The 12640-nt window shown below is 58.3% G+C and carries 10 protein-coding genes; 2 read left to right on the forward strand and 8 right to left on the reverse strand.

What is annotated here, in order from left to right:
* Positions 1–70: 70 nt before the first annotated feature.
* The 5 genes from KZO34_RS18870 to KZO34_RS07120 form a co-directional block, all read right to left on the reverse strand.
* On the reverse strand, positions 71–1435 hold the full coding sequence (locus KZO34_RS18870) for an ATP-binding cassette domain-containing protein (protein ID WP_219474980.1): 1365 nt from the start codon (positions 1433–1435) through the stop codon (positions 71–73).
* Between the two features lie 17 nt (positions 1436–1452).
* On the reverse strand, positions 1453–2211 hold the full coding sequence (locus tag KZO34_RS07105) for an ABC transporter ATP-binding protein (RefSeq protein ID WP_219474983.1): 759 nt from the start codon (positions 2209–2211) through the stop codon (positions 1453–1455).
* A complete protein-coding gene (locus KZO34_RS07110) occupies positions 2208–3218 on the reverse strand; it encodes a branched-chain amino acid ABC transporter permease (RefSeq protein WP_219474985.1) in 1011 nt (336 codons plus the stop codon). The genes KZO34_RS07105 and KZO34_RS07110 overlap by 4 nt, the downstream gene beginning before the upstream one ends.
* Positions 3218–4093, reverse strand: coding sequence for a branched-chain amino acid ABC transporter permease (locus KZO34_RS07115; protein WP_219474987.1), 876 nt, complete (start codon positions 4091–4093; stop codon positions 3218–3220). Before KZO34_RS07115 ends, KZO34_RS07110 begins: the two co-directional genes overlap by 1 nt.
* A gap of 91 nt (positions 4094–4184) precedes the next feature.
* The gene (locus KZO34_RS07120) at positions 4185–5342 is read right to left on the reverse strand and encodes an ABC transporter substrate-binding protein (RefSeq protein WP_219474991.1); all 1158 of its coding nucleotides are present in this window, start codon (positions 5340–5342) and stop codon (positions 4185–4187) included.
* 407 nt (positions 5343–5749) lie between these two features.
* Here KZO34_RS07120 and paaX point away from each other — a divergent pair, with 407 nt between their 5' ends.
* Complete coding sequence (gene paaX / locus KZO34_RS07125; RefSeq protein WP_219474994.1) at positions 5750–6721, forward strand: phenylacetic acid degradation operon negative regulatory protein PaaX; 972 nt, start codon at positions 5750–5752, stop codon at positions 6719–6721.
* Positions 6722–6741: 20 nt separating this feature from the next.
* Here paaX and KZO34_RS07130 read toward each other — a convergent pair whose 3' ends face one another.
* Positions 6742–8166: a hypothetical protein gene (locus KZO34_RS07130; RefSeq protein WP_219474997.1), complete on the reverse strand. Its 1425-nt coding sequence runs from the start codon at positions 8164–8166 to the stop codon at positions 6742–6744.
* A gap of 85 nt (positions 8167–8251) precedes the next feature.
* The gene (gene trxA, locus KZO34_RS07135; protein ID WP_219475000.1) at positions 8252–9115 is read right to left on the reverse strand and encodes a thioredoxin; all 864 of its coding nucleotides are present in this window, start codon (positions 9113–9115) and stop codon (positions 8252–8254) included.
* A 210-nt stretch (positions 9116–9325) separates the two neighbouring features.
* On the opposite strand from trxA, the gene lon reads away from it, so the two are divergent.
* Entirely contained in the window at positions 9326–11776 is a 2451-nt protein-coding gene (lon, locus tag KZO34_RS07140; RefSeq protein WP_219475002.1) for an endopeptidase La, read from the forward strand.
* A gap of 121 nt (positions 11777–11897) precedes the next feature.
* Here lon and KZO34_RS07145 read toward each other — a convergent pair whose 3' ends face one another.
* Positions 11898–12398, reverse strand: a complete 501-nt coding sequence (locus KZO34_RS07145) for a MarR family winged helix-turn-helix transcriptional regulator (protein WP_219475004.1) — start codon at positions 12396–12398, stop codon at positions 11898–11900.
* Between the last annotated feature and the right edge of the window lie 242 nt (positions 12399–12640).

Raw genomic sequence — 12640 nt, forward strand, 5'->3', positions numbered from 1 at the left:
AGGCAAATAAAAGGGGGACAGGTTTAACGACCTGTCCCCCTTTTATTTGTGCTCCAAAAACGAGCTGGCGTTACATGCCCAGGTAGGCCTCACGGACTTTCTCGTTGCTCAGCAGTTCCTTGCCGGTCCCCTCAATCACCACACGGCCGGTTTCGAGGACATAGCCTCTATCGGCCAGGGCCAGCGCCTGAGAGGCATTCTGCTCAACCAGGAAGATGGTGATGCCTTCCTTTTTAAGCTCCTTGACGATGTTGAAGATCTCTTCGATGATCAGCGGCGCCAGGCCCATGCTGGGCTCATCAAGCAGCAACAGCCGGGGGCGGGCCATCAGTGCACGCCCCATGGCCAGCATCTGCTGCTGACCGCCGGAAAGCTCCCCGGCCAGGTTGTGACGCTTCTGCCGGAGAATCGGAAATTTGCCGTACATCCGCTCGAGATCCTCGGCGACTTCCGGCGTCCGGCCACGGGTGTAGGCCCCCAATAACAGGTTGTCATGGACACTCAGATCCTTGAATACCTGGCGTCCTTCCGGCACCTGAACGATGCCCTGACCGACCCGCTGATCGGCACCTACCTTGCCCAGATCCTTGCCCTCGAACATCACACTGCCACGATCGACCGGCTGCAGACCGGAAATCGTCATCAACAAGGTTGATTTGCCGGCACCATTGGCCCCGACCAGCGACACAATCTCGCCGCTGTTGATCTTTATATCGACGTCATGGAGGACTTCGATCTGGCCATAGGAGGTCACCAGGCCTTTGACGGAGAGCAGTTCCTGCTTCTCGTGGGGGGCCGTCATCCGCTCTTCGTGCTTCAGACCAAGACCACCGAAACGCTCAGGCGTATAGCTGACAATCTCGTGTCGAAGCTCCCGGAACTCATCACGGACCCGTTCCCCGAACAGGGGATCGTTCTCCACGTCCCGGGCTTCAATAATTTGATCCCAGTCTTCCTCGCTGAACAGATCGCGAGCTCTGGGGATCACCACGCCCTCTTCCTTGCGGATGTGTTTGCGCAGGGCTTCGGTAAAGCGGGCCAGCGCATGACTGAACTCTTCACGCCCTTCCGGCCACTGTTCCATGCAGACCTTGAGCAACTGACGCAGCTCGTTCACTTTCACATCGCCAATCTCATAGCCTCTGGAAAGCTTGTCCAGGAGCGGCACGGACTCCGGAGACTTTTCTCCGAGCAGCCGGTACAGCACTATTTCAGTAGGCTGACTGTGCACACGACGGGCAAAGTGCTGAATGTAATCGAAAATCGTGGTCAACAGCTTTTCGTCCGGACGCTGTTGATTGATGTTCATGTCGTGCAGAAGCTGATCGAGAAGATCAAGCGTGCGCCAGAGCGCCTGGTGCTCCCGCACAATGGTGCCAATCGCCTGCTCGCCGCGTGACTGGGCAGGCGCAATTCCCGTGTTTTGCTGTGTCATTCGAATTGCCTCCTTACTCAGCCACCCAGATAGGCAGCGATAACATCCGGATTCTGGCGGATTTCTGCCGGGGTACCTTCAGCCAGAACGCGGCCGTAGTTGAGAACCAGAAGCCGGTCGGAAATACCCATCACCAGTTTCATATCGTGTTCAACAAGCATCACCGTCGTACCCTCGTCGGCAATCTTCCGGATCAGCTGTTCCAGCGCCGCCGTTTCGGTTGCGTTGAGGCCGGCCGCCGGCTCGTCAAGGAGAATGATCCGCGGCTCGGCGGCGAGTGCCCGGGCAATCTCGAGGCGTTTGAGCGCACCGTAGGACATGGCCGACGCCTCGGTCTCGAGATACTCCCCGCAGCCTACATATTCCATAAGCTCCGCAGCCCGCGCACGCGCGGCCGCCTCATCCCGGCGCAATGCCGGCAAGCGGAACAACGTGGTGAACAGGTTACTCTTGAGTTTCAGATGACGACCAAGCATGACGTTTTCAATGGCCGTCATGTTCATGCAGATCTGCATCTGCTGGAATGTCCGGCACATGCCCCGCTCGGCGAGCTCGTTGGGCTCGAGATCGGTCGTGTTCTCGCCATTCAACCGAATTTCGCCGCCAGTCGGCGTATACAGTCCAGTGATCAGATTGAACAGGGTGGTCTTGCCAGCGCCATTCGGACCAATCACCGAATAGACCTGTCCGGCTTCCACCGCAAAGCTGACACCCTCAACCGCATGAACGCCACCGAAGGCCTTGTCCAGCCCCTTTACTTCAACCAGTGCAGTCATGCGGCACCTCCGGCTTTTTTCTTACCCAGTTTCTTGGAAACGACTGCGGTCAAGGTAGGCAGAAGGCCTTTCGGCATAAAAATCATGGTCAGCATGAGAATCAGGCCAAACATCACGGTCTCCAGCTCCTGGAAATCGGCCAGAACCTGAGGCAAGAGCTTCAGCACGACGGCGCCCAGAATGACACCGAACGTTGACCCCATGCCGCCCAGGACGACCATGGTGATGAACAGAATGGAGAACTCGAAGCTTGCGACGGCCGGCGTGATGAAGCCCTGAAAGTGGGCATAGAGACTGCCCATCAGGCTGGCGTAAACCGCAGAAATGACAAACACCAGGCTTTTGTATTTGGCGGTATTCACACCCACTACACGGGCGGCCACTTCCGACCCATGCACCGATCGCAAGGCACGGCCAATCGGCGATTCAATCAGATTCAGAGCGAACCAGACAGCCACCAGCAGGACCACACTGGCGAAGATGTACCAGGCCTGGAAGCCTTCAATCTGAAGACCAAACAGGGAGTACTGGCCAAACGTGCTCAGTTCCCAGCCGAACACCTCAAATGCGGGAACCGGCATACCGTCCGGGCCGCCAGTAAGAGCGCGCTCGTTGTTCAGGATAATGGCAATGATAAAACCGACGGCGAGGGTCGCCATGGACAGATAATGTCCCTTCAACCTCAGGATTGGTCGCCCGACCACCCAGGCAATGATACCCACAACAACGGCGCCAACCAGCAGCGCCGGTACTGACGGCCATCCGTAGGTCCCGGTTGCGATACCGGTGAAATAGGCGCCGAGGCCAAAGAAACCGGCGTGACCCAGACTGATCTGACCGGCGTAGCCTACCAGAAGGTTCAGGCCCACCACGGTGGCCGCAATAATGGCCATCTGGGTAACCAGCTCGTAGTGAAACGGGTTACCGAGAAAGGCAGGAAGAATAATCAGAATCAACGCGAGGACGATTATTCCCCGGAGGCGTGACTGCATAAGACGGTTCAACATCAGACACGCTCCACTACTTTGGCACCAAACAATCCGCGGGGGAGGAAGAACAGCACCAGCAGGATCATGGAGAATGCAACGGCATCCTTGTAGTCGGAGGACAGGTAACCGGCCGCCATTGCCTCGACCACGCCGAGCAGAAGCCCGCCGACAACCGCACCCAGACCACTGCCCAGACCGCCAATCGCCGCAGCAACGAAGCCTTTCAGGCCGAGGATGATGCCAATGTCATAAGAGGTGAAGGTAATCGGGGCCACCACAATGCCGGCGACCGAGCCAAGCAGCGCAGATACCATGAAGGCCAGCATCAGCACCATCTGTGTCCGGATACCCACCAGGCGCGCGGCTTCCTTGTTCATGGACGTGGCCAGGATCGCTTTACCGATCAGCGTCCTGGTGAAGAACAGTACGAGCGCCACGACAAGAACGGCGCCAATGCCGAGAACCCACAGGCTCTGACTGTTCAGGACAGCGCCAAACACCTGGATCGGCTCGTCACTCGTGAAATTCTGCATCACGTGGTATTCCTTACCCCATACAATCTGGGCAATACCGCGGATAAAGATCGAGGCGCCGATGGTGATGATAATGAGGGTTACCACGTCTGCCTGCTTTGCCGGAGCAATGGCAAACCGCTGCAAAAGAATACCCAGAATTCCGGCCAGCACAACGGCAAGAACCACCGCAAGGATCATGGGCACGCCCATGGCGGTGAGGGACACGGTCGCCATACCGCCGATCATCAGGAACTCGCCCTGGGCGAAGTTGATCACGTGGCTGGCGTTATAGATGAGGGTAAAGCCAAGGGCGATCAATGCATAGGTTGCACCGATAGTAACCCCGGTAAAGAGATACTGTAAGAATTCCGAGAACATAGCCTTGATTCCAGTCGAACTCCGGTTGACTGATTACCGCCCTGCCCAGGGTCGGATAATCAGCCAACGGAGAGACGAATTACAGGTAGGATCAGTTGATCAGTTTCCAGTCGCCGTCCTGGACTTCCAGAATCCGGAACGAGTCGGCATCAAGACCGTTGTGATCCTCAGGAGACATATTGAACTCGCCAGTCACGCCGACGTAGCCCTTGATGCCTTCCAGTGCCTTGCGAACGGCTTCCGGGTCAGTGCTTCCTGCCTCTTCGATCGCGCGGACAGCCAGCATCAGGCCGTCGTATGCGTAGGCACCGAAGGTTGATACCTTGGAATCCCAGCGAGCTTCGTATTCCGACTTGTAGTTCTGAACCACCTCTTTCTGGGGATCAGACTCCGGCAGGGAGTCCGGCACCAGCAGTGGTGAGGCGGGAAGACGAAGACCCTCGGCAGCGTCACCGGCAAGCTCGAGGAAGCTGTCGGATGCCACGCCGTGAGACTGGTAGAACGGAAGCTCGATACCCAGTTGGTTGTAGTTACGGGTAACGATCGCCGGGCCCTGCCCGAAACCGAAGTTCAGTACAGCCTGAACACCGTCGGTATTCCGGATGTTGGTCAGCTGCGCGGTCATGTCGGTGTCCGAGCCGCTGTAGGTTTCGTCTGCAACGACCTCGATACCCATTTTCTCGGCCACTTCCAGCGTCTGGGTACGGCCGGAGCTACCGAAGCCACCCGTACCGGAAATGAGACCGATCTTGGTGATGTCGCGGTTTTTCATGTCACCCAGAATCCGCTCTGCCGCCATGCGGTCGGATTGCGGTGTCTTGAACACCCACTCCTTCACCGGCGTGGTGATAACCACAGCCCCGGCCAACGAGATGAAGGGCACCCCTGCCTGCTGAACCAGCGGAGCGGCTGCCATGGTCGCACCAGTGGTGCTGCCACCAACGATGATATCGACCCGGTCAGAGCGGATCAGACGGCTGGCGAAGTTACGGGCGGAAGAGGCATTACCAACGTCATCGTAATGAATCAGTTCGAGTTGACGCCCAAGGACGCCACCATCTTCGTTAATCTTCTCGACGTACATCTCAAGCGTTTTCAGCTCGGGGTCACCGAGAAAGGAGGCTGGTCCCGTCACTGAGAGGAAGGACCCGATTTTGATTGGTTCGGCTGCCTGGGCGCTCATCATCATGAGACCAGCGGCAGCGACTGCTGCGCATTTACCCGCGCGACGCATCATTGTGCTAAGCATTGTTTTTGTTCTCCCGAATTGTGTGGGGGCTGAGCCACCCCGCTTTCATATCTCAGAAATAAGACGGTGGCCTGACATTTTCGCTCCACTTTCGTGTCACGAATCACGGACCACCACCCCGCTTCAAACCGGCCCTTACCTCACAGAACCAGACCAGAAAGACTCAGAATCTTCGCTACCGGCAAAAAACTCGATACCGTTGACGAATATCAAACGAAGTTATTGTATCATAAATCCAGTGTCAACCGGTTTTGATTTCATCCGGACGCACTGTTGAGAGTAAAGTCGACCTTCGGCGAAGCCGCCAGTTTGGGCGCGGGTAGAAGGTGCGCTTTACCTCGACGGCAAGAACCGCATAATAGCGACACGACAGAGTTTCTTAATTTTATGAATTCGATACCAAAACCATGTCAGCCAAGACTCAGCTAGAAAACCTTGTAAAAGATTTTCAGAAAAAGCGCCCTCTCAGAGCGGGCTCACTCATCATTACCGTTTACGGTGACGCGATTGCGCCGAGAGGTGGCACCGTGTGGCTGGGCAGCCTAATGAAGCTGCTGGAACCCATAGGCATCAGCCAACGACTGATCAGAACGTCGGTCTATCGCCTGGTCCAGGAAACCTGGCTCCAGACCGAGCGGATCGGGCGATGCAGCTACTACAGCCTGACCGGACCGGGATTGCGCCGATTCCAGCAGGCATTTCAGCATGTCTACAGCATTACCAATGAGGAATGGAGCGGGAGCTGGTGCCTGGTCTTCCTGAATCAGCTGGATTCCGAGACAAAGCAGAGGGTGCGGGACGAGCTGAAATGGCTCAGCTTTGGAAACATTGCACCCGGCGTCATGGAGCACCCCCGCTATACCCGTCACCAACTGATTCCAATGCTGCAGGAATGGGGAGCACTGGACGATACTATTGTCATGCAGACCCAGCCTCTGGAACAGAAAAGTCCCCGAGCCCTCAGACTGCAAGTCCGGGAAAGCTGGAATCTGGACGAGCTGGCGTATCGTTATCGACACTTTCTGGAGCAGTTCAGACCGCTTTGGCGGGAACTGCAGTCAAATGACAACCTGACACCTCAGGAATGCCTGCTCGCCCGGGTTCTCCTTGTTCATGAATACCGAAAGATTCTCCTGAGAGATCCACAACTGCCCGACGAACTGCTTCCCGGCGACTGGGAAGGTCGAAGCGCCAAACAGCTGTGCCGGAACCTTTACCGGAAAATCTACGCCCGCGCCGAGCAATGGCTGGATGAAAACCTCGAAAACGCCTCTGGCCCGCTGCCGAGCCCGAACGAGGCCTTTTACAAGCGCTTTGGCGGTCTCAGAGACACGCCTCGAATCGAGGACCACAATCGCACCGAGCCTGTCACCGAATAGCAAGCCCTTCAAAGTACGCGCTAACGGGGCGACAGGAAGTAGCGCTCAAGCAGATAAGGATCATCGAAATGCCTGCGCCCGACAAAGGCGACGGCGTGGTGCCCCCATTGGCGCATTCCTCCGGCCGACGGCACCCCGGCCGGCCACAACAGGAAGCGTTCAGGCCGCTCCGATCCGGCGACCAGGCCATCTCCGCCATACAGGCGCCCGCCGGCAGGGGAGCGCCCCCTCAGCCCATCAAGGGGCTCCAGGCGATAGGACGCCGTCTGCCCTTGCGGGTTTGATCCGCGGGTAGCCACATCTACCAGCTGGTGTTCACCCGCCGACAACGACAATGTTGGCGCTGCGCCGGGACTCGGAACCGAGCCCAGCAGCCAGAGTCGCTCAGCGATATAGTCAACGCTGCCATCCTGCCTCAGGCCACCATCCACCAGTAGCCACTGGTGGTAGCAACCACAGGGATGGATGGTGTCATACACCAAAGGCTCGCCGTTTTCATCGACCGTGACCCGCCAGACAAACCCGTCCAGCGCACCGGCGTAGATGTCGAGCCAATGCTCCGCTGGCCGGGCCGCAAACCACAGAACATACACCAGTTGAGGCAGGATTATGCCGTCCTGGTAGACATAGCCAAGCTGGGTATACACCACGGAGCCGGGGCTAAAACGCAAATCCCCGTTGTCGTCCCGAGCCGGCACCCCCGGTAGGTCATTGCGGTCACGCGTTTCGATCCGCCAACCAGGCGCATGGCGCTGGAATAGCGCACGGCGCGCTTGATCATCCAGCACCGGCACACCCAGAGAATCCCGCGGGAAAGCCTCTGACACGGCACGCTCGCCCGTAACCGCCTGGTCAGGCAGATAGGTCCGCCAGCCGGCGCGGGCATTATAATGGCCGAACTGATCGGCCAGCTCGCCCATAGCAGCCGTGGCACGCCAACGTATAATCGGCGAGACCAACGGATACAACCCCAGAACCCGGGCCCCGGTGCTGTAACTGTCCGGAACCTGGGCCGCTTCAGCCAGCCGGGGCCAGAACCCGGGTTCTGAGGCCAGCACAGCGATGGCACGGTCGGCACAGCCTTGCAACCCCTCCAGCCACTGCGTGGCTTCGGCCGGCCCTCCCTGCATCTCATATCGCCAGGCGGTCGCCGCCTTTGAATGCGCTCGCGTCAACCAGTCGCGACGCTGCCGAGCAGTCAGGCCGACGAGATCAAAGCTGGCAAGAAAGCGGTCGACCCGCAGATAGGGAAAGCCAGGCGGCGACCAATCCTGGGCATCGAAGCGGTCCCCGTCGGCGACCTGGTTCCGCCAGCGCAAAAACTGGCGGTCGCACTCTCCGGAAACCGCAACCACGGCAGCATCGGAATACTGGCGCGTCGCACACCCAACCATGACCACGGGTAGGAGCACTATCCAGAGAAGGTACCAGCAGTAACGCGCCATGGCGTCTCACCAATCGTAGTCGCACCTTCCCGTTTGAAGGCGCAACGAGCCGAATGGTTCCCTTGAAGTTTGGCGGCCGCTCCGGTCAGTGCATCAGGGTATAGAGCCTGCGACGGTAGGCGCGGACGTCGGGATTGTTGTTGCCCAGCTTGTCGAAGAGTTCGATCAGGGTCGTTTTGGCGGCCTCGTCCTTGTATTTGCTGTCGACCTGCATGAGCCGGATCAGTAGCTCCATTGCGTCGGCGTTGTTTTCCAGCAGGACGTGGTGCAACGCGAGCTGGTGCAGAGCATTGGGGTCCTTCGGATCCTGCTCCAGGGCCATTTCCAGATCCTTGATCGGTGGCAGCTCTGCCGACTGCTTCAGGAACTTCAGCCTTGCCGCCAGCTGTTTCGCCTGGTGCTGCATCTTCTCTTCCGGCGGCAGACTCTCAAGCACCTGCTCCGCAGTTTCCAGATCGCCCATTTCCGCCTTGAGCTGGGCGAGATCGATCAGCACCTTCAGGTTGTCCGGGTCCTTCCGGTTCAGCTCAGAGAGAATAGCCAGGGCGCCATCGACATCACCGCCCTCCCAGAGCCGATGGGCCTTGTCGTAGGGGTCTTCTTCCGGCGCCTCAACATGCTTGTCCAGTACCTTGCGGATTTCACCCTCCGGCAGGGCACCATTGAAGCCGTCCACCGCCTGGCCGTTCTTTACCAGAATGATGGTGGGCAGACTGCGAACACCCAGACTGGAGGTCAATTCTTGCTGTTCGTCGGCATTCACCTTGGCCAGCAGGAAGCCACCCTGATAGTCGTTCGCCAGCTTTTCCAGAACAGGGGTCAGCTGTTTGCAGGGCGCGCACCACTCGGCCCAGACATCCACCAGGATCGGCGTGGTCGCTGAGGCATCCATCACCTGCTGCTGAAAGTTTTCCATGGTGGCTTCAAAAATATACGGAGAATCGCTCATCCATTGCACCTGCATCGTCGAAAGAATCATCGTAACTGCCAGAGGACATGGGGTCAGAGTGCCGAAAATCAAGCGGCTACCGCTGCAATGCCAAATCCTTGAAATAGCCGTAACTGCCGTTACATAAGCTAGTAGGCGTTATTCCTGTCGCCGCAGTCCCAGCTGGCGACCGGACCATACCACAACCTTTCCCCATGGATACTTCACGGCATGAATGACGAAAATCGCACAGAGTCGCTTGAGGAATTCGAAGAAGACCTGACCGAGTACATTGGCAAGGATGAGCACAGCAAGAGCCTTGCCCTGCCACAGCAAATGATGCCGACGCGCATGTATGTGCTGCCCGTCTCGAACCGGCCCTTCTTCCCGGCCCAGGTTCAGCCCATCATGGTCAACCAGGACCCCTGGCAGGAAACACTCAAGCGCGTGGGCGAAACCGACCACCGGGTACTGGGCATCTGCTTTGTGGAGGAGCACGATGCCGAACAGGGCATTCCCGCCAGCGAACAACTGGAAACCATGGGTTGTGCCGTTCGCGTGCACCAGGCCCAGAACGAAGGCGGCAAGGTCCAGTTCATCGCACAGGGCCTGCAGCGCTTTCGCATTGTGCAATGGCTCCGGCGCAAGCCACCCTATCTGGTTGAGGTAGAGTATCCGCGGGAACCGAAAGAGGATCCCGATGAGCTGAAGGCCTACACCCTTGCCATCATCAGCACCATAAAGGAGCTGCTGCGCACCAACCCCCTGTATGGCGAAGAGGTTAAACAGTACCTGTCCCGATTCGGACCGGACGACAGCTCGCCGCTGGCCGATTTTGGCGCGTCCATGACCAGCGCCCCGGGCCACGAACTCCAGGACGTGATCAATACGGTTCCCCTGTTGCGGCGCATGGAGAAAGTACTGCTGCTGATGCGCAAGGAGCAGGAGGTGGCCCGCCTGCAGTCGGAAATCAGCGAGGAGGTGAACGCCAAGGTCCAGAAACACCAGCGCGAGTTTTTCCTTAAGGAGCAGCTAAAGGTCATCCAGCGCGAGCTGGGCATGGCCAAGGACGACAAGACCGCGGACGTTGAACGCTTCGAAGAGCGCATGGCCGGCCTGAACCCGCCGGAAGCGGTGGAAGAACGCTTCCGGGACGAGGTGCAGAAACTTCAGGTACTGGAGCAGGGCTCACCGGAATATGGCGTCACCCGAAATTATCTGGACTGGCTGACCCAGGTGCCCTGGGGCATCCATTCGGACGACCACTTTGATCTCGCCGAGGCCCGGCGCATTCTGGACCGGGACCACGACGGCCTCGACGACGTCAAGGACCGGATTGTCGAGTTCCTGGCCGAAGGCACCTTCAAGGGCGAGATCAGTGGCTCCATTCTGCTGCTCGTAGGCCCTCCCGGCGTCGGCAAGACCTCCATTGGTCATTCGGTTGCCGATGCTCTGGGCCGAAAATTCTACCGATTCAGTGTCGGCGGCATGCGAGACGAGGCTGAAATCAAGGGTCACCGTCGCACCTATATCGGCGCGATGCCGGGCAAGTTTGTCCAGGCACTCAAGGATTCCAAAGTCGCCAATCCGGTGATCATGCTGGATGAAATCGACAAGATTGGCGCCTCGTTCCAGGGCGACCCCGCCTCGGCGCTGCTGGAAACCCTGGATCCGGAACAGAACCGTGAGTTTCTCGACCACTACCTGGACGTCCGGATGGACCTGTCCAAGGTGCTGTTCATCTGCACCGCCAACCAGCTGGACACCATCCCCCGGCCTCTGCTGGACCGCATGGACGTGATCCGCCTGTCCGGATACATCGCCGAAGAAAAACTCGCCATTGCCAAGCATTATCTGCTGCCGCGCCTGCTCAAGCGGGCCGGTTTGCTGAAAAAGCAGCTCAACATCACCGATGCCGCCATTAAACAGGTGATTGAGGGATACGCCCGCGAAGCCGGGGTCCGAAACCTGGAGAAACTGCTGCACAAAATCATTCGCAAGGGCATCGTGAAGCTGCTGGAAACACCAGATGCCCCGGTCAGAGTCGGCGTCTCTGACCTGGCGAATTATCTTGGACAACCGGCATTCCGCAAGGAAAAATCCCTGAAAGGCATCGGCGTGGTCACAGGGCTGGCCTGGACGGCCATGGGCGGCGCAACGCTGAGCATCGAGGCATCACGCATTCACACCAGCCAGCGCGGCTTCCGTTTGACCGGCCAGCTTGGCGACGTCATGAAGGAGTCGGCAGAAATCGCGTACAGCTACGTGTCTTCCAACCTGAAACGCTTCAAGGGGGACCCGACGTTCTTCGACAAGTCCTTCGTGCACCTGCATGTCCCGGAGGGCGCAACCCCCAAAGATGGCCCGAGTGCCGGTGTCACCATGGCCACCGCCCTGCTGTCCATCGCCCGAAAGGAATCGCCGCAACAGAACATCGCCATGACCGGAGAACTCACGCTCACCGGCCAGGTGCTGCCTGTCGGAGGCATTCGGGAAAAGGTCATTGCCGCGCGGCGCCAGAAAATCGGTAACCTGATCCTTCCGGAGGCAAACCGCGGCGACTACGAGGAGCTGCCGGACTATCTGAAAGAGGGCCTGACCGTAAGTTTTGCCAAACATTACAACGATGTCTTTCAAGTCTGTTTTGGCAACAAGCCTCGCAAGGGCTCCAGCGTTCACTGAGAAACTGGCCTTACCGGTGAGCGGTCGTCTCGACGCTCACTCGTATCCCACCGTCATTGGCACTGAGCCGGTGCTCAAGCACGGGAGGCAAAGTGGCCCGCCCCCAGAGAAGGTTTGGCCGTCAGGACTTGGCATCCGACTTCCAGCCATCCTCCCGCAACACCGGGCCAACGTGCAGCACCGGCGACGCATCGATATCGTCGGCATCCATCATGTTGGCCACCCGCTGGAGCGAGGCCAGAATCATGGTCTGCTCCCACTCATCCAGGCTCTGGAACTTCTTGATGAAGTCTTCCTGCAAAGGGTTGGGCGCCCGGGCCAGTATTTCAGCGCCTTCATCGGTCAGGTGCGCATGCACCTTGCGCTTGTCCTGGGTGCTGCGCACCCGGTACACCAGGTTGCGATGCTCAAGCCGGTCGAGGATCGTGGTGACTGTGGCCTGGCTGAGACTGACCTTATCGGCAATGGTGCCAATGGTGACCTCTCCCAGGTCCCGGATCGTCCGCATGATCAGCAGCTGCGGGCCGGTCAGTCCGGCATGCTTGCTGAGCCGCTTGGAATGAAGGTCCGTTGCGCGGATAACGCGCCGCAGCGCCACAAGTACCTGTTCATAATTGTTCACAGCACTGCTCCGATCTGGGGGCAGGCCCCCCTGCTGATTTGAATCGGTGGCGTTCAGCGATTTTGCATACGCACGCTTGTCACTCGCCATCGGCTTAAGCCTCACTCCAATGAAGTCCCGGATGGGTATGGATCAATGAAAACGACCAATTTTATTTATACCACTAACTATTAGAGGTCTTTAGACCAGAAAATGCAAGTCGCTAAAATTACCTAGCGGGGTCCATACCTGCTCGCCTTGTG

Origin of the sequence: Marinobacter sp. F4206, from assembly GCF_019392195.1 — a bacterium.
Taxonomy (GTDB): domain Bacteria; phylum Pseudomonadota; class Gammaproteobacteria; order Pseudomonadales; family Oleiphilaceae; genus Marinobacter.